This is a genomic window from Enterococcus sp. AZ079 (assembly GCF_050547255.1).
GTDB classification, from domain to species: domain Bacteria; phylum Bacillota; class Bacilli; order Lactobacillales; family Enterococcaceae; genus Enterococcus_D; species Enterococcus_D casseliflavus.
This window is the reverse complement of record NZ_CP172955.1, coordinates 1,545,874-1,569,010: the sequence shown is the minus strand read 5'-3', so window position 1 is coordinate 1,569,010 and position 23,137 is coordinate 1,545,874. Positions and strand designations below refer to the sequence as shown.

At 42.5% G+C, this 23,137-nt stretch carries 23 protein-coding genes; 5 read left to right on the top strand and 18 right to left on the bottom strand.

What is annotated here, in order from left to right; all coding sequences use genetic code 11:
- Nucleotides 1-5: 5 nt before the first annotated feature.
- From IGJ15_RS07550 to obgE, 4 genes are all read right to left on the bottom strand, one after another.
- Entirely contained in the window at nucleotides 6-794 is a 789-nt protein-coding gene (locus IGJ15_RS07550; protein ID WP_015509761.1) for an SDR family NAD(P)-dependent oxidoreductase, read from the bottom strand.
- Nucleotides 778-1,734, bottom strand: a complete 957-nt coding sequence (gene rnz, locus IGJ15_RS07545; protein WP_034857404.1) for a ribonuclease Z — start codon at nucleotides 1,732-1,734, stop codon at nucleotides 778-780. Before rnz ends, IGJ15_RS07550 begins: the two co-directional genes overlap by 17 nt.
- Nucleotides 1,735-1,806: 72 nt before the next feature.
- Nucleotides 1,807-2,382: a DUF456 domain-containing protein gene (locus tag IGJ15_RS07540; RefSeq protein ID WP_010748409.1), complete on the bottom strand. Its 576-nt coding sequence runs from the start codon at nucleotides 2,380-2,382 to the stop codon at nucleotides 1,807-1,809.
- A 180-nt stretch (nucleotides 2,383-2,562) separates the two neighbouring features.
- Complete coding sequence (gene obgE, locus IGJ15_RS07535; RefSeq protein WP_005226173.1) at nucleotides 2,563-3,876, bottom strand: GTPase ObgE; 1,314 nt, start codon at nucleotides 3,874-3,876, stop codon at nucleotides 2,563-2,565.
- Nucleotides 3,877-4,124: 248 nt separating this feature from the next.
- Between obgE and gap the strand changes: the two genes are divergently transcribed.
- A complete protein-coding gene (gap, locus tag IGJ15_RS07530) occupies nucleotides 4,125-5,135 on the top strand; it encodes a type I glyceraldehyde-3-phosphate dehydrogenase (protein ID WP_005226174.1) in 1,011 nt (336 codons plus the stop codon).
- Nucleotides 5,136-5,187: 52 nt separating this feature from the next.
- Here the strand turns inward: gap and IGJ15_RS07525 are convergent, their stop codons facing one another.
- Nucleotides 5,188-6,138, bottom strand: a complete 951-nt coding sequence (locus IGJ15_RS07525) for an alpha/beta hydrolase (RefSeq protein ID WP_074536925.1) — start codon at nucleotides 6,136-6,138, stop codon at nucleotides 5,188-5,190.
- Between the two features lie 178 nt (nucleotides 6,139-6,316).
- On the bottom strand, nucleotides 6,317-7,408 hold the full coding sequence (locus IGJ15_RS07520; protein ID WP_060791964.1) for a DUF871 domain-containing protein: 1,092 nt from the start codon (nucleotides 7,406-7,408) through the stop codon (nucleotides 6,317-6,319).
- Nucleotides 7,409-7,590: 182 nt separating this feature from the next.
- Here IGJ15_RS07520 and IGJ15_RS07515 point away from each other — a divergent pair, with 182 nt between their 5' ends.
- Nucleotides 7,591-8,340: a peptidylprolyl isomerase gene (locus tag IGJ15_RS07515; RefSeq protein ID WP_008381897.1), complete on the top strand. Its 750-nt coding sequence runs from the start codon at nucleotides 7,591-7,593 to the stop codon at nucleotides 8,338-8,340.
- A gap of 50 nt (nucleotides 8,341-8,390) precedes the next feature.
- On the opposite strand, the gene fabZ is transcribed toward IGJ15_RS07515, so the two are convergent.
- Entirely contained in the window at nucleotides 8,391-8,831 is a 441-nt protein-coding gene (fabZ, locus tag IGJ15_RS07510; protein ID WP_005226178.1) for a 3-hydroxyacyl-ACP dehydratase FabZ, read from the bottom strand.
- A gap of 206 nt (nucleotides 8,832-9,037) precedes the next feature.
- Between fabZ and fabI the strand changes: the two genes are divergently transcribed.
- Both fabI and IGJ15_RS07500 read left to right on the top strand, forming a co-directional pair.
- The gene (gene fabI / locus IGJ15_RS07505) at nucleotides 9,038-9,793 is read left to right on the top strand and encodes an enoyl-ACP reductase FabI (protein WP_005226179.1); all 756 of its coding nucleotides are present in this window, start codon (nucleotides 9,038-9,040) and stop codon (nucleotides 9,791-9,793) included.
- A 140-nt stretch (nucleotides 9,794-9,933) separates the two neighbouring features.
- The gene (locus IGJ15_RS07500) at nucleotides 9,934-10,851 is read left to right on the top strand and encodes a mechanosensitive ion channel family protein (protein WP_015509767.1); all 918 of its coding nucleotides are present in this window, start codon (nucleotides 9,934-9,936) and stop codon (nucleotides 10,849-10,851) included.
- A 35-nt stretch (nucleotides 10,852-10,886) separates the two neighbouring features.
- On the opposite strand, the gene cbpB is transcribed toward IGJ15_RS07500, so the two are convergent.
- The 8 genes from cbpB to IGJ15_RS07460 form a co-directional block, all read right to left on the bottom strand.
- Nucleotides 10,887-11,390, bottom strand: a complete 504-nt coding sequence (gene cbpB / locus IGJ15_RS07495; RefSeq protein ID WP_005226181.1) for a cyclic-di-AMP-binding protein CbpB — start codon at nucleotides 11,388-11,390, stop codon at nucleotides 10,887-10,889.
- 109 nt (nucleotides 11,391-11,499) lie between these two features.
- Nucleotides 11,500-12,012, bottom strand: a complete 513-nt coding sequence (locus IGJ15_RS07490; RefSeq protein WP_074536749.1) for a metallophosphoesterase — start codon at nucleotides 12,010-12,012, stop codon at nucleotides 11,500-11,502.
- Nucleotides 12,009-13,361 (bottom strand): ribonuclease PH, encoded by a 1,353-nt coding sequence (gene rph / locus IGJ15_RS07485; RefSeq protein ID WP_005226183.1) that lies wholly within the window; start codon nucleotides 13,359-13,361, stop codon nucleotides 12,009-12,011. Before rph ends, IGJ15_RS07490 begins: the two co-directional genes overlap by 4 nt.
- A complete protein-coding gene (gene racE / locus IGJ15_RS07480; protein ID WP_015509769.1) occupies nucleotides 13,362-14,177 on the bottom strand; it encodes a glutamate racemase in 816 nt (271 codons plus the stop codon). It abuts the gene before it with no gap.
- Nucleotides 14,178-14,407: 230 nt separating this feature from the next.
- Nucleotides 14,408-15,064 (bottom strand): amino acid ABC transporter permease, encoded by a 657-nt coding sequence (locus tag IGJ15_RS07475; RefSeq protein WP_005226185.1) that lies wholly within the window; start codon nucleotides 15,062-15,064, stop codon nucleotides 14,408-14,410.
- A 17-nt stretch (nucleotides 15,065-15,081) separates the two neighbouring features.
- Nucleotides 15,082-15,729 (bottom strand): amino acid ABC transporter permease, encoded by a 648-nt coding sequence (locus tag IGJ15_RS07470; protein ID WP_333719184.1) that lies wholly within the window; start codon nucleotides 15,727-15,729, stop codon nucleotides 15,082-15,084.
- 11 nt (nucleotides 15,730-15,740) lie between these two features.
- Nucleotides 15,741-16,550 (bottom strand): transporter substrate-binding domain-containing protein, encoded by an 810-nt coding sequence (locus IGJ15_RS07465; RefSeq protein WP_005226187.1) that lies wholly within the window; start codon nucleotides 16,548-16,550, stop codon nucleotides 15,741-15,743.
- A gap of 18 nt (nucleotides 16,551-16,568) precedes the next feature.
- Nucleotides 16,569-17,306 (bottom strand): amino acid ABC transporter ATP-binding protein, encoded by a 738-nt coding sequence (locus IGJ15_RS07460; RefSeq protein ID WP_430599424.1) that lies wholly within the window; start codon nucleotides 17,304-17,306, stop codon nucleotides 16,569-16,571.
- Between the two features lie 267 nt (nucleotides 17,307-17,573).
- Here IGJ15_RS07460 and trpS point away from each other — a divergent pair, with 267 nt between their 5' ends.
- On the top strand, nucleotides 17,574-18,581 hold the full coding sequence (gene trpS, locus IGJ15_RS07455; RefSeq protein WP_005226189.1) for a tryptophan--tRNA ligase: 1,008 nt from the start codon (nucleotides 17,574-17,576) through the stop codon (nucleotides 18,579-18,581).
- Nucleotides 18,582-18,981: 400 nt separating this feature from the next.
- On the opposite strand, the gene pheT is transcribed toward trpS, so the two are convergent.
- The 3 genes from pheT to IGJ15_RS07440 all read right to left on the bottom strand — a co-directional run bounded on the left by pheT (nucleotide 18,982) and on the right by IGJ15_RS07440 (nucleotide 23,122).
- Nucleotides 18,982-21,402 (bottom strand): phenylalanine--tRNA ligase subunit beta, encoded by a 2,421-nt coding sequence (pheT, locus tag IGJ15_RS07450; protein ID WP_333719186.1) that lies wholly within the window; start codon nucleotides 21,400-21,402, stop codon nucleotides 18,982-18,984.
- Complete coding sequence (pheS, locus tag IGJ15_RS07445) at nucleotides 21,403-22,449, bottom strand: phenylalanine--tRNA ligase subunit alpha (protein ID WP_005226191.1); 1,047 nt, start codon at nucleotides 22,447-22,449, stop codon at nucleotides 21,403-21,405. It abuts the gene before it with no gap.
- A 352-nt stretch (nucleotides 22,450-22,801) separates the two neighbouring features.
- A complete protein-coding gene (locus IGJ15_RS07440; protein WP_005226192.1) occupies nucleotides 22,802-23,122 on the bottom strand; it encodes a winged helix-turn-helix transcriptional regulator in 321 nt (106 codons plus the stop codon).
- Nucleotides 23,123-23,137: the final 15 nt, after the last annotated feature.

Here is a 23,137-nt window from a genome sequence, read left to right as displayed (position 1 = left end):
AACTCCTATTTTTTGTTGAACATCGTTCCCGCCATATAATCGCCGATTGAAGGAAACAGCGTATATAGTTTCGCAGCAGCGCCTAAAATATGTGGGCGATTGATTTCTCGTTTTGGATGGATCATCGCTTTGACGATCGTTTGCGCTAATTTGTTCGGTTCGAGCACTAGGCTGCCCACCGACGATAAGTAACTACCGCTTGGGTCTGCTTGGTCAAAGAATGCCGTTTCGATCGGTCCAGGATTGACCGTTGTTACGTTGATCCCTAATGGTTTTAGTTCTAAACGTAATGCGTTAGAAAAACCGAGCACAGCAAATTTTGTTGCAGAGTAGACGGCCGTTTTTGGCGTAGCGATCTTACCTGCGATCGAAGCAACATTTATGATATGACCATGCTTTTGTTCAGCCATTTGGATCGCTACTTGCTGGGTCAAAACCATCATGCCAAGCACATTGACTTCGAACATATTTCGGATGACCGCCGGGTCCATCTCTGTAAATTCTTGAAAGATCCCGTAGCCAGCATTATTGACGAAGACATCGATCTTACCAACTTTTTCATTGATTTTTTCTAGTAAGCGCTCCACACTTTCAGGATTTGCTACATCCAATTGAAACGCATACGCTTCTTTGCCGCTTAATTCCATACATTGTTCTTTGACTTTCCCAATCAGATTCGTTCTTCGGGCACAAGTCACGACGATCGCACCACGTTTTGCGGCTTCATAACAGATTTGTTCTCCAAGTCCAGCAGAGCCACCTGTTACAACGACAACTTTATTCTCTAAATTCATCTGTTTCTTCCTCTCCGGCAAAAGGGATCTCGACAATATCAAAATCTTTGACGATCAACGTATTCGGAAATACTTCTTTTGCTTCATTTACTAAATTTGTAATATCTTTGCCAACGTAACGCGCACTGATATGGGTCAACAGCAAACGCTTCGCTTGAGCTTCTTGTGCCACTTCGGCAGCTTGCCGCGTCGTCGAGTGAAAATAAGCGCGAGCCAACTTGGCTTCTTCTTTGTTAAAGGTACTTTCATGCACCAATACATCCGCATCTTCTGCTAGCAGTACGGCGTTTTGACATTTACGCGTATCACCTAATATCGCCACGATCCGACCTTTTTTCGCTTGGCCCAAGAAATCAGCCCCATTGATTTGACGTCCATCGTCAAGGGTAACTACTTCACCTTTTTTCAAACGACCGAAGAGCGGCCCAGGTTTCAACCCAAGTTCCAGTAAAGCCTGCACTTGCAATTCCCCTTGATGGCTTGCTTCAACAATCCGATAACCAAAACTGTCAATGCCATGATCAAGACGCAGACACGATACTTCAAATTGCTGATCTTTAAAAAGAATCCCTTCTTCTTCAATCTCGAAAAAATGTAAGGGGTAGCTGACTTTGGTCTGAGAAATCCGCAAAACGGTTTGAACGTATGCTTTGATCCCCTTGGGTCCATAAATCTCTAGAGGCGTGTCGCCTCCTTGAAAGGAGCGGCTGCTGATCAATCCTGGCAACCCATAGATATGGTCACCATGAAGATGAGTGATAAAGATTTTTTCAATCTTTCGTGGACGAATCGTAGAATGCAAAATCTGCATTTGCGTCCCTTCGCCACAATCAAAAAGCCAAACGGCATTCCGTTCATCTAAAAGTCGTAACGCAATGCTGGTCACGTTTCGATGTTTCGCAGGCACACCCGCGCCTGTTCCTAAAAATTCTAATTCCATAAGCTTCTTTCCTTTCATCTCTTTCCAATTTTAGCGGAAAAGAAATCAAGTTGCAATTGAAGCTTGTGGATTTTATTTCTCAGATTGGCGATCTTCTGCGTCGTTATGAGAGTTTTTCCAGTCTTCTTGAACGCGTGCTTTGGTGGATTCTTCGACTTTCTTAGCCGTTTCAATCTCTGCTTCCACTTCATCGTAGTCAAAGCGCGTGATGTCACCGCCTAATTCATTCATGATCAATTGATTCAAAGGACGATTGTCTTCTTCATCTGCGATCAATAATAACCCCGTATCACCAACACCAATTTGGTTTCCGACATGTTCAAAAAGCATTTGCGCATTTTGGATCTCTTTTGCATCACGAGTAGCACCGATCATACTGCCACCAAACCAGCCCAGCATGATTCCTAAAGGTCCGCCTAGCACGCCAACGAGCATCCCGATCAATCCACCCGTTGATGTCTTATTGTTCCCAGTAAAATCGAGAAAGTCCTCGACTTTAAATTGATGCACGCCTTCATTGGTGTGGGTAAGAACTGCCATTTGTTCCCCTTTGATCTTCCGTTCCATATGCATCCGTTTCACTTCCGAAAAGGCTTGGTACGCTTTGGCACTGGCATCAAAATTCATTACAATGACACGTTTTGACATAAAAATCGCTCCCTTTGGTTTATTTGTTCTCTTCTTTATTTTAACAGTAAATCATTTAAATGAAAAAAGAAACCAAAAAGACTACCGATCATTGATTTCTTAGTGAAAATCAATGATCGGTAGTCAAATCCACTGCAGCTAAAAAGGTATTTTTTAGGCAAATGATGTTCTTTTAAACGATTATTCGACAAACTCGAACTCGAAGTTGCCGATCCGAACGATATCGCCGTCTTTGGCACCGCGCGCCCGTAATGCTTCATCGACACCTAAACCACGCAGCTGACGAGCAAAACGCATCACGGTCTCATCATGATCAAAATTCGTCATCTGGAATAGTTTTTCGATTTTTTCACCGCTCAAGATCCAAGTTGCATCAGGATCGCGATCAATTGAGAACTCTGGTTCATCCGATTGGAAGCCATAATGAACAACATCTTCTTCCATTTCTTCATCGTATAAAAGAAACTCAGGGGTGACTTCCAATAGATCCGCTGTCGCATTCAACAAGGCATCGATTCCCTTACGAGTGACACCAGAGATTGGGAAAATCATTGGTTCATCCGCGAACTCATCCGTTTTTTCTTTTGCCAGCTGCTCTTTGAAAAGGGCTAGGTTTTCTTCAGCATCCGGCATATCCATCTTATTGGCAACGATGATTTGTGGTCGCTCTAGTAAGCGCAAGTTATGGGTCGACAATTCATTGTTGATGGACAAATAGTCCTCGTATGGATCGCGTCCTTCCATGCCACTCATATCGATCACATGTAAAATGACGCGGGTCCGTTCGATATGGCGTAAAAACTGAGTCCCTAAACCAACCCCTTGTGAGGCTCCTTCGATCAGACCAGGTAGATCAGCGACCGCAAAACTACGGCCATCAGTAGTTGTTACCATACCTAAATTTGGTACCAGCGTGGTAAAATGATACGCACCAATTTTTGGTCGAGCAGAGGAAATCACAGAGAGTAATGTAGACTTCCCAACTGAAGGGAAACCAACTAGACCAACATCTGCTAAAACTTTCAATTCGAGCTCGATTTTTCTTTCTTGACCAGGTTCTCCATTCTCAGCTAATTCTGGGGCTGGGTTTTTCGGAGAGGCAAACCGAATGTTGCCACGGCCGCCACGGCCACCTTTAGCAATCACTAATGTTTGGCCTTGCTCAATCAAATCACCTAATAAGGCACCTGTTTCAGCGTCACGAACGGTCGTTCCCTGTGGTACTTTGATGTAGGTATCATCTGAGCCACGACCGTGCATTCCTTTACTCATGCCGTTTTCCCCGGGTTGCGCTTTAAAATGACGATTAAAACGGAAATCCATTAATGTACGCAGACCCTCGTCTACGACTAAAATGACATCACCACCACGTCCACCGTCACCACCTGCGGGTCCGCCGTCTGGGACATATTTCTCTCGGCGAAAAGCAACCATTCCGTCGCCGCCTTTTCCTGCTTTGACATCGATTGTCACTTGATCTAAAAACATGGACATTATTTGTCCTCCATTCTTTTTTTACTACCTTCTATACTTTTTGATTATCAGTTATCTCACCTTAAGTGGTTACTATTTCTCTAATAAGAAAGTCTATTTTATTGTAACGACCGAAACGTCTTTTGTCTATCTTTTCTCATGGGTTTCCGTAAGAAATCGCGAATTCTTAAGGGTTATTCTTTGACAGTCACTTGAAATCGTAGCAAACTTTTAAGTGTACCAGACACAATCAAAGGAGGAAACAAGAAATGACAGTAAAAGTTGGAATCAATGGTTTTGGACGAATTGGACGTTTGGCTTTTCGTAGGATCAAAGAAGTTTCTGCCGATATTGAAGTTGTGGCAATCAATGATTTAACGAGTCCAGTCATGTTAGCACACTTATTGCAATTTGACTCGACCCACGGCACGTACCCTGGAACTGTTACTGCAACGGATAATGCTATTGTTGTCGATGGCAAAGAGACCCGTGTGTACGCTGAACCAGACGCAAGCAAAATCCCTTGGGCAAAAGAAAATGGCGTCGATATCGTTTTAGAATGCACGGGTTTTTACACTTCCGCAGAAAAAGCACAAGCCCATCTTGATGCGGGTGTCAAACGCGTCGTTATCTCCGCACCAGCTGGTAATATGAAAACGATCGTTTACAATGTCAACTCCGACACGTTAACACCAGAGGATACTATAATATCCGCAGGTTCTTGTACGACCAACTGCTTAGCTCCGATGGCCTACTTTTTAAATGAGGAATTCGGGATCGAAGTTGGTACGATGACGACGGTACATGCCTATACTTCTACACAAATGCTATTGGATGGTCCGGTAAAAGGCGGAAACTTAAGAGCCGCTCGGTCCGCTGCAGATAACACGATCCCTCACTCGACGGGTGCTGCTAAAGCGATCGGTCTAGTTATCCCAGAATTAAATGGCAAATTACAAGGACACGCCCAACGGGTTCCTGTCGTCGATGGTTCTTTAACAGAATTAGTCTCAATTTTGAAAACCAAAGTAACCGCCGATGAAGTCAATGAAGCGATCAGAAAACACACCGTCGATAATCCGTCATTCGGTTACGATGACCGTGAGATCGTCTCTGGAGATGTGATTGGTACCACCCAAGGTTCTATCTTTGATCCGACACAAACAGAAGTAACCACGGCTGGCGATTTCCAACTGGTGAAAACCGTCGCTTGGTATGATAATGAATATGGCTTTACTTGCCAAATGATTCGTTTACTAGAAGAATTTGCTCGTTTGTAAGTCAATGAGTAGGCAAAAAGTGCCGGTTCTGAAAAAAGAACCGGCACTTTTTTTATTCACTTGCTGGATGATCGTATTTTTCCAAGAAAGCCGCGATTTTTTCTTTGTAAAGCGCTGGATCTGTTTTGTAGCTTTTCGCATGCTCGGCACCTGAAACAACCCACTTTTCTTTTGGTGCATCGGTCGCGTTATACAAAATTTCCAGCATCGAATAAGGAACAAACGTATCCGCATCGCCATGGATAAAAAAGATTGGACGCGTATTCTTTTGCAGTTGTTTGACTGCATCTGCTTCACCAAAGAAATACCCCGCTCGGATTTTTGTGACAAGACTAGTGACATTCATCAATGGAAAGGCCGGTAGACCAAACAATTGATCGAGTTGATACCCCAATTCTTCATTGACGTTGGTATACCCACAATCTTCAATGATAGAAGTGACATTTTTCGGCAAGTCTTCCCCACTGGTCATCATTACCGTGGCAGCCCCCATACTGATGCCATACAAAGTGATCGTCTCTTCAGGACCATTTTTTGCGAGTACTTCATCAATCCATTGCAGATAATCCTTACGTTCGTGCCACCCAAAACCAATATAATCTCCTTCACTTTGACCATGCCCTCGAGCGTCTGGAACCAAGACATTATAGCCTAAATCATGATACATCTTAGCATAGTCCGCCATCGTTTCTGCATTCCCCATGTAGCCATGCGCGATGATCGCCGTTTTTCCTCGATTCTTCTCCTCTGCCGGTAGATAAATGGCGGATAATTTTAAATCGTCTTCAGAAGTCAGCTGCCACATCTCACGATTTGCTGGATCTGTAAACCAATTTTGCGATTCATTTCCTGTCTGATTTTCATCCGTACCAGGGGTATCTCCTTCCAAAAAATCTTTTTCTGAAGGAACCACCGCATAATCGTAAAAATAATTTCCTGCATACCCTAATCCTGCAATTGCTAATACAGCCACTCCGATGGCAATCTTCCAGCGCAATTTCACACTTGTCACGTCCTCTTGTTATATAGTTTACATAATATTATTATGGTTTCATCGTTCTTCATGGAAAGAACCCCCTACATAAATTACCGTTTTTTGCTCGTGTTTGTCAATTGCAAGCGCCCAAAAAGAAAACCATTGCCAACACGCTTTGTTGGCAATGGTTGATTTCTCGTGATAATTAGTTATTTTCGACCAATTTAAAACTTGACCAAGGTTTCAAAAATTCTAATAAGAATAGTTCCTCATCAGCGATTTTCCCAACGACATTGACGCGGCCATCATTTTTCATTGCTTTCAAGGCGATTTGCGTCTCACCTTTGTATTGTCCATAGCCAGCATTATCGATCAAGACATCCCCTCTTACCATATCACGGGTATCATGAGGTGGAAATTCCTTGTCTTTATAATAGATCCGCGTCATCGTTGAACGCAAGATGTACTCTGAGCGATCTCCTCGATAGCTGTGCAGATTATCGAAGAGACAAATTCGTTCATCTTCAGTGATTCCGTCAACGACATCGACTCTTAATGTCGGATAATCAGCATGAAACGCTTCAGCCATTGCTGCCAATTCTGCTTCTGAAGCATAGGCATTTCCAATAGAGATATCATCGATCAAACCAGTCAACACTAAATGTTTGACTTGTGTAGCTAGTGGCAGATCACGATGGTCTTCCAAAGAGCACAAACCATCTTGTGTTGGCCATGGACCGAAATCAGCTTCGTGAGAATTCACGAAAGCCATCGTATTTAAATTGTATTTGCGGAATTTTTCCGAACAAAAAACAAAATGGTCATAGCCTAACCCTGAATAGCGATGAGGATAGAAGTTATGCGAACCGAGTAAATTTTCAGTATTAGGTGAATAACTCATGATGTTATCCACGTAGCTCGTGCCGCTGCTCATATTGATTTCGATTTTGATCCCGTAAGGATTACGGGTCATTTTGGCTTCTTCTGAACCAGTGAAACCAATATCTAACCGAACACCGTAAGCCCCCATCTCATCAAAGAAGGATAAATCATCATAAGAAATACCTAACTGTTCGAATAAACCAGGATTGATATCTACCATGACTTCCATTCCTAACTGATTGGCATAATCCACGACTTGTTTAAAGTCTGCCAAGACTTTTTCTTTATCATCGTTGATTTGCAGCAAACTGGTAAATACCCGTTTAAAGCCGTATTTGTGTGCCAAGTCTAGATACGCTTTGTCCTTTTCAAACGTTGAGCGCTCTGGATAAATCGATATCCCTAATTTTCCCATCAAAAAAACCTCCTGTAAATTCTATCCGTTTATTATAATGAATCCTCTTTCATTATAGCAAACATCTAAAAAGTGGTCTACACCTTTCCGTCTGTTTCTTTCTCATTCCACAAAATCTGCGCTTTCTTCTATGTCTCTTTTTTGTTATGATTATCATTAAGAAAACTGGAAGGAATGAAAGAATGAAAAAAATCCTATTCACACTGACAGCAGCTGCTAGCCTTTTATTACTAGCTGCTTGTACAGGTTCAAGTACCACCGATCCCTCATCAAGCAATTCGGCAGAAAGCACGTCAACCTCAGAATCTGTTGACTTGAATGCCCTGGAATTGCCGCAATTATCAACGGATGTGCAAGAGAATGAAGCTTTAGTTGAAATGGTAACGGAAGAAGGCTCGATCAAAATCAAACTTTTCCCAGAGATCGCGCCCAAAGCAGTCGAAAACTTTTTGACCCATGCCAAAGATGGGTATTATGACGGCTTGACTTTCCATCGTGTCGTAGAAGAGTTTATGATCCAAGGGGGCGACCCTAATGGTGATGGCACTGGCGGAGAAAGCATTTGGGGCGAAGGATTCGGCGAAGAATACTCGAACCAGCTTTATCACTTGCGAGGCGCATTAGCAATGGCAAAATCAAGTGCGCCAAACAGCCAAGGCAGTCAATTCTACATCGTTCAAAATGATCAAGATGTATCTGACGGTCTAGCGATCCAACACTATCCTGAAAAAATCATCGAAGCCTACAAAAATGGTGGAACACCACAATTGGACGGCAGCTATACCGTTTTTGGTCAAGTGATTGAAGGCATGGATGTCGTAGATAAAATTGCACAAGCAGAAACCCAAGACTCTGGCAATGGTGAGAATTCTCAACCGGTTGAGCCAGTGAAGATCGAAACGATCAAGGTCTTACAAGAAGCCAAAGAATAAATAAAAAACCGCTGAAGTCTCCGATATTCGGGAATTTCAGCGGTTTTCTTTTATTTTTGGTCGCCAACGATAAAGGTGAATTCGCATTCCGCAGCTTTTTTGCCGTCCACTGTAGCGACCGCATCAGCAGTTCCTACAGAGCCTTTGATTTTAGTGATCTCGAAAACAAGTTTCATGGTATCTCCCGGAACAACTTTTTGACGGAATTTGGCTTTGTTGATGCCGCCGATATACGCCGTTCTACCTTGGAATTCCTCGGATTTCAAGATCAGGATCGATCCTGCTTGTGCCAATGTTTCTAAAATCAAGGCACCTGGCATTACTGGATTTCCTGGGAAATGTCCTTGGAAAAAGTCTTCGTTGATGGTGACATTTTTCGTTGCGATAATCTTTTTGCCAGACTCGATTTCATCGACGTAATCAATATATATAATTGGATAGCGATTTGGAATCAAATCCATGACTTCTGTTTCAGTCAATAGTTTTTTCATGGTTTCCCTTCCTTGCTTAAGAATTTATTATAGTTTGATTATCAAAGTATCATAGTTCAGCGAAATTCGCAACTAAATATTTATTAAGAAAAAAATAGTTTGACAATCAAACAATTATGCTTAATAATTAGAAATCAAGATAGTTTGATTTACTATTTGTCATTATACGTATTTTATTATTGTTGAATTTATTAAGGAGTGGAATTATGAGTTTTTTAACCGGTAAAAAAGTTGTCGTCATGGGCGTTGCTAACAAACGCAGTATCGCTTGGGGCTGTGCACAAGCATTAAAAGCACAAGGAGCCGAAGTGATCTACACGTATCAAAACGACCGCATGAAAAAGCCTTTAGAGCGCTTATTGGAATCTGATGAATTTGTAGTGGAATGTGACGTCGCCAATGACGAAAGCATTGCTTCCGCCTTTGAAACGATCAAAGAATATGCAGGTGAGATCCATGGTGTTGTCCATGCCGTTGCTTATGCCAATAAAGAAGATCTATCTGGCGATATTTTGAATATTTCTCGTGACGGTTATGCTTTGGCGCAAGACATCAGCAGTTATTCATTGATTGCCGTCACTAAATATGCCAAACCAATCTTAGCTGAAAATGCTGGAATCGTTACCCTTTCCTACTTAGGTGCCGAACGGGCAGTACCGAACTACAATATGATGGGGATTGCAAAAGCCGCTTTAGAATCAAGCGTTCGCTATTTAGCTGCCGAACTTTCACCGCAAAAAATCCGCGTCAATGCGATTTCAGCTGGTGCCATCAAGACGCTGGCAGTAACTGGTGTAAAAGACTATCAAAAACTGATCCAATTGTCAGAGGATCGAACACCTGATCATATTGGTGTGACGATTGAAGAAGTGGGCAATACTTGTGCCTTCTTGATCAGTCCATTATCAAGCGGGATTATCGGCGAAGTGATTTTCGTTGATAAAGGCGTTCATTTATCTTAATCAATGATTGTCATAGAAAAGCCTGCCTACCCGTTGGCTAAGCAGGCTTTTTCTGAAAAAAACAGGTATTTCAGAAAACCTCCTTTGCATTTCTATTTTATCTTCGTTAAAATAGATGCAGTAAGACTTGGAGGGATTTTATGAAACAACTGCTACTTGCAGCTAGCACGACCGATTCAAGTGGTTCCAGCATTACCGAACCAGCAGCTGCTCAGCTCAATGCATTACAAAAATGGTGGGCATCGATCGACTGGGAATCGATCATTGGCCTACTGATCCAAAAAGCACTGATGCTGCTTTTTTTGTGTATCTTATTCGGAATTTTATTAAAAATAAGCAACATGATCATTGACCGGATCTATCGGTCCTATGAAAAAAAAGCCACCTTCAATGTGAGTCGAATCAACACGATCCATACTCTGATCCGCAATACGGTTCATTACACATTAGGCTTCTTTTTTGTCTATGCACTCCTTTCTACCATCGGTGTACCTGTAGGCTCGCTACTAGCCGGTGCCGGAGTCGTCGGTGTCGCCCTCGGTCTCGGTGCCCAAGGCTTTATGAATGACTTGATTACTGGCTTCTTTATTATTACCGAACAACAAATCAACGTTGGTGATTACGTCCGCTTGACCAATCTGACGCTTGAAGGTACAGTGACGGCCGTCGGTATTCGGACTGTTCAATTAAAATCCGTTGATGGAACCGTTCATTATATCCCAAATCGTAACATCACAACCATCAGTAATACATCCAGAGCCAATATGCAAGTCGTGGTAGACGTACGTATCTTACCATCTGAAGGCTTAGATGAAATACGTGCCATCATTGAAGAAGTCAATGAACAGATTGCTCAGCAGCACGAAGAAGAGATTCAAACGGCCCCTACGGTCTTCGGTCTGGTGGATCTAGGAAACAACAACTTTGCAATTCGCACGACCATGTATGTGACCAACGGTACGCAATGGAAAATCAAAGAGGAATTTTTGGCCGCATCGATCGATGCATTAACTGCCAAAGGCTATACGATCCCCAATGCGCCGATCGTCGGTATTTAAAAAAAGGTTATCCCGAAACTGGGATAACCTTTTTTCTATACCACATGTAGTTCATCTGTCATCTTTGGGGCATCTTCTTTCGAAATCAGCAAATAGCGTCTTTCGATTTCATGCGCCAAATGATTGACGGATTTTAAAATCTCTTTGCGGGTGATAATCCCAACAAAGACATTGTCATCATCAACGATCGGCAAGAATGCTTGATCCACTAACAGATGCAGCATACTTTCCAACTCATCGTTTTCTTTGATGCAATTCACATTGACTTCCATGACATCTGCCACAGTCAGCCCTTCAATATTTTCCATACTGAAGCCAGTGAGATCCATCATTCGTTCTACGATGTTTGAGAGGCTGATTAAGCCGACTAAATGGTCCTCACTATCTAGTACTGGGATCTTTGAATAGCCCACTTTTGATAAAACAAGCAATGCGTGACTCAAAGGGTGGTTATAAAATACCGATGCCACATTCTCTGCCGGCACCAAGAAATTTTCTTGATTCTCGAGTAATATTTTTTCTACGGTCTGTCCTATCAATCTAATTGCCTCCATTTCACAGCTACTCTTCTATTTTACTTGAAAATGAGAATAGAAAGTAGAAACCTGCAAAATTATAATGAAATTTTTACTTTTTGATTCCGCTTACTTAACGTGTAAAAACGAAAGCTAGCTCTGGGACTTTATGAAAGGAACGATCATAGTATTGGATTGCCCATTGTTCTGGCGTACTTTCAATAATCGCAAAACTTTTGATTTGAATTTGCCCTCGCGGTTGGGAAATACTGCCGGGATTCAAGAAAAGTCGATTCCCGACTTTCTCACAAGCAATTTGATGCGTATGACCAAACAAAGCGATCGAGGCATCTGCTTGTTGCGCTTTTAAGCCTAATTTGGTTACGCCAAAACGAACATCCGCCAAATGGCCATGGGTCATATAGATGATATCCAGCGGCGTTTTAACGATACGCTCATTCGGAAAACCACCACCGTAATCGCAATTCCCACAAACGACTTGGAATGTTTCCCATAAAGGATCCGTTTCAGGAAGTTCTGAATCCCCACAGTGAAGGAACAAATCGACTTGATTTTCGAATTCATTTTTAAGATCAACAAGAATCTCACGATCTGAATGATTGTCACTGACAACTAAGTATTTCATACATTTTCTCCTTCTAACCACTCCTGCCACTGTTCCTGCAGTTTTTTGATTGCTAGACCACGGTGGCTCACTCGGTTCTTTTCTTCTTGACTCATTTGGGCTGCGCTTTGCTCTGAACCATCAGGAATAAACAATGGATCGTAGCCGAACCCATTTTCTCCGCGAGGGATGCGACCGATTCTCCCCGGCCATTGAGCTTCAACCACCAAACTCTCTTTTCCTGGCGCTGCAAAAACTAACGTACAGTGAAATTGGGCACTGCGTTTGTCATCTTCGACATCCGTCAATTCATAGAGCAATTTTGCATTATTGGCAGCGTCACTTTTTTGCTCACCAGCAAATCGAGCAGAGTACACCCCTGGTCGCCCCCCTAGTGCATCGACTTTCAGTCCTGAGTCATCAGCTAACACCGGTCTTCCCAAAATTCTGGCGATGGTTTCGGCTTTAAGGCGGGCATTTTCTTCAAAGGTGGTGCCGGTTTCTTCAACATCTGGCAAGGAAGGATAGTCTTTTAAGGTACGGACATCGTAACCTGCTGCGCCAAATACGGCTTTAAACTCCTTGGCTTTTCCTGGATTGCCTGTAGCAATGACAATCGTTTTTTCGGGAATCTCATAAGGGGGTTCATCTGGTAAAAACAGTGCCTCTTTTTGATAGGCAATCAATTCTTCGATAGCCGTTTTTCCGTAAATCAGCATCTCATTCAACTGCTGACCATCAAAGGTCGCTTCTTCCCCAGTTCCTTGCAATTCGACAAATCGACCAGATTCCGTCATCACCAAATTCATGTCAACAGCAGCTGAAGAATCTTCTTGATAATCAAGATCGGTCACACAGGTGCCATCTGGTAAGATCCCGACACTAATTGCTGCCAAATGCTCCTTGATTGGATCTTCCGTCAACGCTTTGTCACGCAACAAGGTATCGATAGCTAAACGCAACGCGACAAATGCGCCGGTAATACTAGCTGTTCGGGTACCGCCATCTGCTTGAACGACATCACAATCGACCACGATACTGCGCTCCCCTAATTTTTCTAAATCGACTACTGCGCGCAAGGAACGAGCGATCAGCCGTTGGATCTCCATCGTCCGACCAGAAAGCTTGCCTTTGGCACTTTCTCGACGATTACGAGTGTTGGTCGCTCGTGGGAGCATACTGTATTCGGCTGTGACCCAGCCTTTTCCCGTATCTCGTAAAAACGGAGGGACCCGATCTTCAATCGTTGCCGAACAGATCACGGTTGTGTCACCAAAAGAGATCACAACCGATCCTTCGGGGTGTTTGTAGACGTTGGTTTGAATTTTAACTGGTCTTAACATTGTTTCTTTTCTGCCATCATGTCGCATTTAAAAGCCTCCTAAATCAGTGTGAATCGATGAGATCGTGTCTAAATCAAGCCAATCATTGGCAATCTCATCAAACATTTTCGGTGAACCAGTAGTAAAAAATGCATGTTGCGGATGCGGATCGTCCTGACTCGTTGCAGCAATGGAAAAATAGTCCAACAAGGTACTGACTTCCCCCACCGTTTCTGCCCCTGAATCAATCAGCTGGATATGAGCGCCCAATTCATTTTGAATCAAAGGACGCAATAAAGGATAATGGGTACAACCCAAAATCACTGTATCTAGCCGTTTGTTTTTCAATGGACGCAACGTTTCTGCCACGATTTTCTTGGCGACCGAGCTATGGTATTGTTTGCTTTCTACGATCGGCACAAACTTCGGGCAAGCCAAACTGACGACGGACGCATGGGGCGCTTTGCCATGAAGCGCGCGCTTGTAAGAGTCACTTTTGATCGTTCCGTTTGTCCCGATGACACCGATGCGTTGGTTTTTGCTTGCTTTGACTGCTGCTCGACTGCCAGGCAGGATCACGCCGATCACTGGGATCGCTAGTTGTTCTTTGATTTCTTCAAGGGCGACCGCTGTCGCTGTATTACAAGCGATCACCAACATTTTAATGTTTTTTTCTAATAAAAAACGGGTCATTTGCCACGTATACTCGATGACTTGCTCAGCAGGTCTCGGACCATACGGGCATCTGGCTGTATCTCCCAGATAAAGAATCGATTCGTTGGGTAATTGCTTGATTGCTTCTTTGACGACCGTCAACCCACCAACACCAGAATCGATAAAACCAATTGGTCTGTTGTTTGTCATAGTTTCCATCCTTTACATGAAAGAAAGAGTTTGGTGCATTTTTCTCTCTTATTCATTTTGGACTTTTTTTGACTATTTTTCAAGTATTCCTTTCGTTTGCTAAAAAAGCTTTCCCCAAAAACACGAAACGGTCAAAAAGAAAAAATCCCCAACGATTGGCTTACACCCCACAAGTTGCACTTGCATGGGTGTAAGACCGATCGTGGGGATTTTTTTGACGATTATTCTTTTTAGTAATCGTACTGACGTTTTTCCAAAAAGCCAGAAAGCAATGACAAGGCATAACAAACCAAAAAGTATAAAACAGTCATTGCCAAAAACATAGGCAAAACATAGTTTGTATTTTGGCCATAAATGATTCGAGCATGATGAGTCAGCTCTGGTAAAGAAATAATCACGGCTAATGACGTATCTTTGATCAAAGAGATCAACTGACTGACGATCGCTGGCAGCATCGCTTTAAATGCCTGCGGCACGACGATGCTCCGCAATACTTCGACATAGCTTAGCCCTGTAGACAAACCAGCTTCCATCTGCCCTTTTGGCACAGAATTCAAACCAGCACGAAAGATTTCAGAGAGCATCGCTGATTCAAAAATCGTCAACGCCACAACCGCTGACCAAAAAATATTAAAGCGGATACCGATCTGCGGCAATGCAAAGTAAGTGAAAAAGATGATCAAGAGCAAAGGCAAGTTACGAATAACATCGATCACGACACCTAATACTTTGGAAAAGACTGGGATCGAGCTGAATCGCAAAATACCGGCGATCCCTCCGATTATAAAGCTAAATAAAATCGATAGGATCGACACTTCAACTGTTACCCGCAAGCCATCGATCAAGAAGCGAATGTTAATCGCTGAAAAAGCTTCAAAAAAGTCCATAGTTCGTTAGCTCCTTTCTATGAGCGGACAGCCCAACGCCGTTCCAAGTAAATCATCAAATAAGACAATGGTAGGGTAATGATCAAATAGAAAAGACCAACAATGATATACGTATCAAATGTATTGAAGGTCTCACTTGCGATCAAATCGCCTTGATACATAATATCTAATCCTGCGACCATCGCCAAAATTGATGAATTTTTGACAAGATTGATAAATTGATTGCCTAACGGCGGTACGACGATCTTAAATGCTTGTGGCAGAATAATGTAGCGCATCGCTTGGCTGTAAGTAAAACCAGAAGACAAGGAAGCTTCCATCTGGCCTTTAGGGACCGTTTGAATCCCTGAACGGATCGTCTCAGCGATAAATGCCGATGTATAGATCGTTAAGCCGATCGTTCCTGCTTGAAAGCCGTCAAAAGAAACCCAATACATTGGCACAACGACATAAAAGAACATCACGATGATCAATAAGGGAATATTTCTAAAAAACTCAACATACGCTTTGGCAATCCCTTTGATGAGGCGATTGTCTGACAACTGAAAAATTGCCATTAAGGTTCCGATCAAAAGACTAAAAAACAGTGCGATCAAACTCGCCATGACTGTGTACTTAAAGCCTTCAATAAACTGACCGGTATACGTTTGAAATAATTCAACCATTCAGTTTCCTCCTACTCTACTTTTCCTGATTCGTCTTCAGGGAACCACTTGTTGTAAATCTCATCATAGGTTCCATCTTCACGCATTTCCCGCAACGCTTGATTCACTGCATCAAGAAACGGCTTTTGTCCTTTATTGATAGCAATACCATAAGGTTCTTCTGTAAAAGTTTCGCCAACTAAATGGTAATTGGGATTTTCACTCGCCATCCCTAATAGGATCGCATTATCCGTGGTCATAGCATCCCCTTGACCAGATTGTAAAGCGGTAAAGGCTTCCGCATAATTCTCAAGTTCCAAAATTTGCGCTTCTGGTGCTGCTTCACGAATGTTCACAGCGGAAGTAGAGCCTTTCACGACCAATACAGTGGTATCTGCGGTCAAATCTTCGATCCCTTGAATAGGGCTGTCTTTGGCAACTAATAACGATTGGCCTGCATCAAAGTAGACATCGGAAAAATCGACCTGTTTTTTACGTTCTTCCGTGATAGTCATCGTGGCGATAATTGCATCGATGTTGCCGTTTTTCAAAAGAGGAATCCGAGTTTTTGAGGTTACTTCAACAAAGATGGCATTGCCATCACGACCTAAAATTTTCTCAGTGATTGCACGAGCGATATCAATATCGAATCCTCGTACTTCTCTGGTCGCGATATCCATTAATCCAAAAAGACGGGTATCGTTTTTTACGCCCCAAACGATCTGATTCGTCTCTTTGCTGTTTTCTAAAATATCGATCTCTGCGGCACTTTGTCCTTTACAACCTGAGAAAGTCACAAGGGCAAAGGCTAAGACTAGAAAGGAAAATATTTTCTTTCTCATAAGGGTTCCTCCTATTGCTTAATGATTGCTGACTTTGCTCAAGAATTGTTTTGCACGTTCGTCTCTTGGTGCATCAAAGAATCCATCGACATCGCGCCGATCCTCTAGTACTTGTCCTTCCGCCATAAAGACGATTCGATCTGCTACTTCACGGGCAAAGCTCATTTCATGGGTAACAACGATCATGGACATGCCTTCACTGGCAATTTTTTTCATGACATCCAAGACATCACCAATCATTTCTGGATCCAATGCAGACGTTGGCTCATCAAAAAGCAGCATCTCTGGTTTCATCGCAAGCCCTCTGGCAATTGCGACCCGCTGCTGTTGTCCGCCGGATAACATGGAAGGATAGGAATCTTTTTTATCTAACATCCCTACCCGATCAAGAAGCTTTTCCGCCAAATTGATGGCTTCTTGCTCATTTTGTTTTAATACTTTAACCGGTGCCAACGTAATGTTTTCTAACACGGTTTTATTTGGATACAAATTGAAATGTTGAAACACCATACCGATGTTTTTTCTAATTTCTGTCATTTTGACATCTTTGTCAAACAAGTTCTTGCCATTGACCAATAATTGACCACCTGAAATGGTTTCTAGACCATTAATCGTACGGAGCATTGTACTTTTACCAGATCCTGAAGGTCCGATAACAACAACGACCTCACCTTTTTCAAATTCAAGGTTGATATTTTTTAATGCATGGAACTTTCCGTAATATTTCTCTACGTTCTTAAATTCGATCATTGCCATTGATTCACACTCCTAGCTTTTTTTAAAATTAAATGAGTAATTGGAAAGATTTGATTCATATTATAGCTCAATCTTTTTTCATTTGTAAAGGTGCTTTTCCAATGTTCCCCCCTTATTTCTGAAAAGACAAGTGCTATTTTACTTTGATGTGAGGTTTTTGTCCATGAAAATTTTTCTCACCCCATCAGATCACAAGGAGAACCGGTTGTTTCTTTTGCTAAAAAAAGGTAAGATAAACCATATAACAAAGGAAAAGGTGGAAAAAAAGTGAATACGATTTTAACTGGCGACCGCCCAACTGGCAAATTGCATCTTGGCCATTATGTGGGGTCTTTAAAAAAACGGGTCGAAATGCAAGCTGACCCTGAAAATCAGCTTTATATCATGGTCGCTGACATGCAGGCACTAACAGATAATGCGAAAACACCTGAGAAGGTCTCAGCGAATATTCTAGAAGTTGCTTTGGATTATTTAGCCGTTGGATTGGATCCAGCAAAAACAACGATGTTTATTCAATCGCAAATCCCTCAGCTCTCTGAATTGACGATGTATTATCTCAATCTAGTCAGTGTTGCTCGAGTACGACGCAATCCAACCGTTAAAGCCGAAATTGAACAAAAAAAATTTGGTGAAGGCGTCCCTTCAGGTTTCTTCATCTATCCTGTCTCTCAAGCAGCGGATATCACCGCTTTTAAAGCAAATTTAGTCCCCGTTGGAGAAGATCAAAAACCAATGCTGGAACAAACGCAAGAAATCGTGCATAGTTTTAATTCTACGTATAGTGAAGTATTAGTCGAACCAAAAGCGGTTTTACCGCCAAAAGGCATGGGACGTTTAGCGGGGATCGATGGGAACGGGAAAATGAGCAAATCACTGAACAATGGTATTTACTTAGCTGATCCAGCCGATGTATTACAAAAGAAAGTGATGAGTATGTACACGGACCCAAATCACATTCATGTCAACGATCCTGGACAAGTTGAAGGCAATATGGTCTTTACGTATCTTGATGTATTTGGCACTGAAAAAGAAAAAATTGCTGAATTAAAAGAACATTACACCCGTGGTGGATTAGGCGATGTCAAAATCAAACGCTATTTGATCGATGTTTTAGAAGCCGAATTTGCACCGATTCGTGAACGCCGTGAAGCTTTTGCAAAAGATCCCGGTGAAGTGATGAACTTATTAAAAATTGGTAGTGAAAAAGCAGAACAAGTTGCCGCCCAAACGTTAGCTGAAGTCAAAAATGCAATGGGCATCAATTACTTTGCCTAAAAAAACAAGCCTTTACGGCTTGTTTTTTCGTTTACAAATCGGAATGAATTCTTTCATACAAAACCTATGTGTCAACTCTGTGTGAGATTTCACGAGAACCTTCCTCCCCAGACTGACACTTTGTGTAATTTGATTTGATGCTGTTTCTTGCACAAAAATCAAGAGAGCTGTCCTAAAAAATAACCTCATAAAATGCGGATTAGAAAATCCTTTTTTTCAACCTCGCCAGTGTTTAAAAAAGTTGTACCAAAAAAACTGGATTGCCTTCTATAGTGAAATCTTTTACGGCTCTCACTCAACTCCTAACATTCTTGTGTCATCTGAGCATCTATTATAATAGTAGAAAACGTTCCCCACCCAACTTCTTTGTATGGTGGAGAACGTTTTTCTACTTATTTGATTAGCGGATTTCTGCTTGAACTTTTTCTTCTAAGTTACGAGTAATTTTCGCTATTGCTTGATTGATCTCTTCATCCGTCAGGGTAGCTTCCGGATTGCTAAAGGTCAGGCTGTACCCTAATGATTTTTTGCCTGCTTCGATGTTTTTCCCTTGATACACATCGAATAAACGAATCGCACTTAAGAAGCGACCTGCACTTTCGCGAATGATCTCCATCACGGACTGGTTATCGATCGTTTCATCAAGCAAGAGTGCCATATCCCGCGTTACTGATGGGAACTTAGAAACTGGCTGATAGACCAATTGTTCTGTTTTCGCTGCTAACAGTTGATCTAAGTTCAATTCAGTAACATAGGTTTCACTCACTTCATAATCTTTGGCGATCGACGGGTGGACTTGTCCCAAGAAGCCGATTTCTTGGTCATCTAGCAAGATCATTGCCGTACGGCCAGGATGCATCTCTTTGATAGCTGCCGTTTTTTGATAACGTATACGGTCGGTTAATGCCAACGAATCAAATAGATTTTCTAAAATGCCTTTCAAATGGAAGAAATCAACTTTTTGAGCTTGGGTTTGCCAGTCTTTCTCATGGATATTTCCTGTCAAAGCTAGCCCTAAGTGATTGACTTCTGTTGGCAGCTCGTGCTTACTGTCGCCTGTTTGATAGAAGACGCGACCAATTTCATACAAAGCAACACGATTGTTTTTACGTGCCAAATTGTACGCAACGTCGTCTAACAAACCTGAAATCAGATTCAAGCGCAAGACGGCACGCTCTTCGGTCATTGGCCAATCCAATCGAGTCACTTGGCTCGATTTATCCGTAAATTGTTGTGCCTTCTCTTCAGTGGTCAAAGCATAGCTGATGGCTTCACTGACCCCGTTGCCTTCTAATAGCGTCCGAACTTCTCTAGTCAGACGTTGCGCTTTGGTTAGATGACCGGCAACCGTTTCTCCTTGCGGTAAAGTCGATGGCAAACGATCATAACCGTAAATACGCGCCACTTCTTCAATGATATCTGCTTCGATCGTAATATCCCAACGACGAGGTGGTACAGAAACAATATAGCTGTCTGCTTCTTGACGATGACCAAAGCCTAATGCATCAAAGATTTCTTGCACTTCTTCATCCGTGATTTCTGTGCCTAAATAGCTATTGATTCGAGCTAAAGTGATTGTAACCTCCACAGGTTCTACTGCTACTTGGGAACCTATTACTGCTCCTTTTAAGACCGTTCCGCCAGCAAGTTCTGCAATCAGTGCTGCTGCTGCATCACAAGCTTTTGCAACCGTTGCTTGGTTGATCCCTTTTTCAAAACGAGCAGAGGACTCACTTCTTAAATTGAATTTCTTTGAGGTTAAACGAATCGCTAATGGATCGAACAAGGCCGCTTCTAAAGCGACTGTGGTCGTTGTTTCCGTGATTTCAGAATCAAGCCCTCCCATGACGCCTGCGAGCGCAACGGGTGTCGTTCCGTTGGTGATAACGATGTCTTCTGATGAAAGCTGACGTGTTTCTCCATCTAAGGTTACCAGGCTTTCATTTTCTTTGCCGCGACGTACCAGTATTTCCTTGCTGTCTAGCTTTTGATAATCAAAAGCATGCAATGGTTGGCCAAATAATAGCAAGATATAATTTGTCACGTCCACGACATTGTTGATTGGACGAATGCCTTCATTCATCAAGCGATTTTGCAGCCATTGTGGACTTGGAACGATCGTTACACCATCAATGATTCGAATTTGGTAAGCGGGTGCATCGGTTGCTTCCGTGACCTTCACCTGAATTTTATCGGCAGCAGCTACTTCACTTTCATTAAGCGCAATTTCAGGAAACTTCGGTGTTTGCCGATAGATGGCACCGACTTCATAAGCAACCCCCCGCATGCTCAACGCATCCGCACGGTTCGGTGTGATCGATAATTCGATAATATGATCATCCATATCGAGATAAGGAAAAACCGGTGTTCCTACTTCTGCTTCTGCCGGTAAATAATAGATTCCTTCTGCGTATTCTTTGGGAATCACGCTATCCGCATATCCCAATTCTTGCAATGAACAAATCATGCCGTTCGAAACTTCTCCCCGCATCTTGCCCTTTTTGATTTTTACATTGCCCGCGATTCGAGAGCCTGGTAATGCCACGATGACTTTGATGCCACTTTTGACATTTGGTGCCCCACAAACGATTTGCGTGTCTTCTTCCTCACCAATATTTACTTGGCAAATCGATAGATGATCAGAATCTGGATGTGGTCGGCAGTCGGTCACTTCTCCGACAACGATTTTTTTTAAACCCTCTTCAGGCACGTCAATACCTTCGACTTCGATCCCCGTCACTGACATTTTGTCCGCCAGCTCTTTTGGTGTGATCTCAGACAGATCAAGGTATTCATTTAACCATTTGTACGATACTAACATTTATTGTTCCCCCTTGAACTGGCGAATGAAACGCACATCATTTTGATAGAATTGGCGAATGTCGTTTACGCCGTAGCGCAGCATTGCCACTCGATCAGGACCTAAACCAAAAGCAAATCCTGAATATTGGGTTGGATCGATCCCTGACATTTCTAAGACGTTAGGATGCACCATTCCAGCACCGAGGATCTCGATCCAGCCAGTTTGTTTACAAACGTTACAACCCGCACCACCGCACTTGAAGCAGCTGACATCAACTTCGACCGATGGTTCTGTGAAAGGGAAATAGCTTGGTCGCAAGCGAATTTGGCGATCTTCCCCAAACATTTTTTGCATCATGACTTCTAAGGTTCCTTTTAAGTCACCCATCGTAATATTTTTATCGATCACCAATCCTTCAATTTGATGGAATTGGTGGCTATGGGTCGCATCATCTGTGTCACGACGGAAAACTTTCCCTGGTGAGATCATCCGCAGCGGCCCTTTAGAAAAATCATGAGTCTCCATTGTTCGCGCTTGCACTGGTGACGTATGGGTCCGAATCAGCACTTCCTCTGAAATATAAAAAGTATCCTGCATGTCTCTGGCTGGATGATCTTTTGGCAGATTCATCCGTTCGAAGTTGTAATGATCTTTTTCCACTTCGTAGCCTTCAACTACTTGGTAGCCCATACCAACAAAGATATCTTCGATTTCTTCCATGATTTGCGTTAGCACATGGCGTGTTCCTCGGTCCATCTTTTTACCAGGCAAAGTCACGTCGATGGATTCTTCAGCGAGGGCTTTTTCCAAGTTTGCTGCTTCGATAGACGATTTTGCTTCTTCAATCGCTTCTGTCAAGATATCACGAATCTCGTTGGCATAGCTCCCCACCTTCGGCCGTTCTTCCGCAGAAAGATCTTTCATCCCTCGTAGAACTTCAGTAATGGGACCTTTTTTTCCAAGCACTTCCACTCGAATCTGATTTAAGTCATTCATGGTTGGACTTTCTTTGATTTTAAGCAATGTCGTTTCCTTCAATGCTTCTAATTTTTCTTGTAAAGACATGTGTTTCCTCCTTCTATACTGTGAATAGCGTAAAAAACGATTTGACTGGAAAAAGTGACGATCTTTTGATAAAAAGACAAAAAAAGACGTCATCCCTAAAAAAAGGAACGACGTCTCGTGTTACCATCCTCATTCGCGAAAAGTTCCGCGCACTCACTTCGGCTAACGACAGCAACACTGCCGACTGATTGTTCTCAGCAAGCTCCAGAAGTGAAATTCATTTTTCGAATACAGGACTTGCTTTCAGTCTGTGACAAGTCTCCCTTTTTCTGATCCAGCCAAATTACTAGTTTCTATCAACGCTTTTTTTACTATTCATTTAAGCTTAGTTTACCTAATTTCCGTTGAGAAATCAACTGCATTCTTCCTCACGTACCCAGGTTTCTGCCCAACGCTTCACACTCATCATACTCTTTTCAAGAGCAATACCTCTTGGCGTCAAGCAGTAAAGATTGTTTTCTTTGCAGACAATTTCTTCCCGCTCTAATTCTTTCAAGCGTTCGACTAACACCCGATCACTCACTTGAGGAATCTTGTTTGCTAACTCAACAAATCTTTGTTTGCCGTCTTCAAGAAGGACATCAATGATCAAGCCGTTCCACTTTTTGCCTAAAATAGAAAAAGCTTTTTCAAATTTAGGACAAAGGGCATAATCCGATTCTACTTTTATCATTCTCCATCACCTCTT

Coding starts and splice junctions, on each gene's coding strand:
- IGJ15_RS07550 (WP_015509761.1), bottom strand. CDS start 794: ATGAATTTAGAGAATAAAGTTGTCGTTGTAACAGGTGGCTCTGCTGGA.
- rnz (WP_034857404.1), bottom strand. CDS start 1,734: ATGGAATTAGAATTTTTAGGAACAGGCGCGGGTGTGCCTGCGAAACAT.
- IGJ15_RS07540 (WP_010748409.1), bottom strand. CDS start 2,382: ATGTCAAAACGTGTCATTGTAATGAATTTTGATGCCAGTGCCAAAGCG.
- obgE (WP_005226173.1), bottom strand. CDS start 3,876: ATGTCCATGTTTTTAGATCAAGTGACAATCGATGTCAAAGCAGGAAAA.
- gap (WP_005226174.1), top strand. CDS start 4,125: ATGACAGTAAAAGTTGGAATCAATGGTTTTGGACGAATTGGACGTTTG.
- IGJ15_RS07520 (WP_060791964.1), bottom strand. CDS start 7,408: ATGGGAAAATTAGGGATATCGATTTATCCAGAGCGCTCAACGTTTGAA.
- IGJ15_RS07515 (WP_008381897.1), top strand. CDS start 7,591: ATGAAAAAAATCCTATTCACACTGACAGCAGCTGCTAGCCTTTTATTA.
- fabZ (WP_005226178.1), bottom strand. CDS start 8,831: ATGAAAAAACTATTGACTGAAACAGAAGTCATGGATTTGATTCCAAAT.
- fabI (WP_005226179.1), top strand. CDS start 9,038: ATGAGTTTTTTAACCGGTAAAAAAGTTGTCGTCATGGGCGTTGCTAAC.
- IGJ15_RS07500 (WP_015509767.1), top strand. CDS start 9,934: ATGAAACAACTGCTACTTGCAGCTAGCACGACCGATTCAAGTGGTTCC.
- IGJ15_RS07490 (WP_074536749.1), bottom strand. CDS start 12,012: ATGAAATACTTAGTTGTCAGTGACAATCATTCAGATCGTGAGATTCTT.
- rph (WP_005226183.1), bottom strand. CDS start 13,361: ATGCGACATGATGGCAGAAAAGAAACAATGTTAAGACCAGTTAAAATT.
- racE (WP_015509769.1), bottom strand. CDS start 14,177: ATGACAAACAACAGACCAATTGGTTTTATCGATTCTGGTGTTGGTGGG.
- IGJ15_RS07475 (WP_005226185.1), bottom strand. CDS start 15,064: ATGGACTTTTTTGAAGCTTTTTCAGCGATTAACATTCGCTTCTTGATC.
- IGJ15_RS07470 (WP_333719184.1), bottom strand. CDS start 15,729: ATGGTTGAATTATTTCAAACGTATACCGGTCAGTTTATTGAAGGCTTT.
- IGJ15_RS07465 (WP_005226187.1), bottom strand. CDS start 16,550: ATGAGAAAGAAAATATTTTCCTTTCTAGTCTTAGCCTTTGCCCTTGTG.
- IGJ15_RS07460 (WP_430599424.1), bottom strand. CDS start 17,306: ATGGCAATGATCGAATTTAAGAACGTAGAGAAATATTACGGAAAGTTC.
- pheT (WP_333719186.1), bottom strand. CDS start 21,402: ATGTTAGTATCGTACAAATGGTTAAATGAATACCTTGATCTGTCTGAG.
- pheS (WP_005226191.1), bottom strand. CDS start 22,449: ATGTCTTTACAAGAAAAATTAGAAGCATTGAAGGAAACGACATTGCTT.
- IGJ15_RS07440 (WP_005226192.1), bottom strand. CDS start 23,122: ATGATAAAAGTAGAATCGGATTATGCCCTTTGTCCTAAATTTGAAAAA.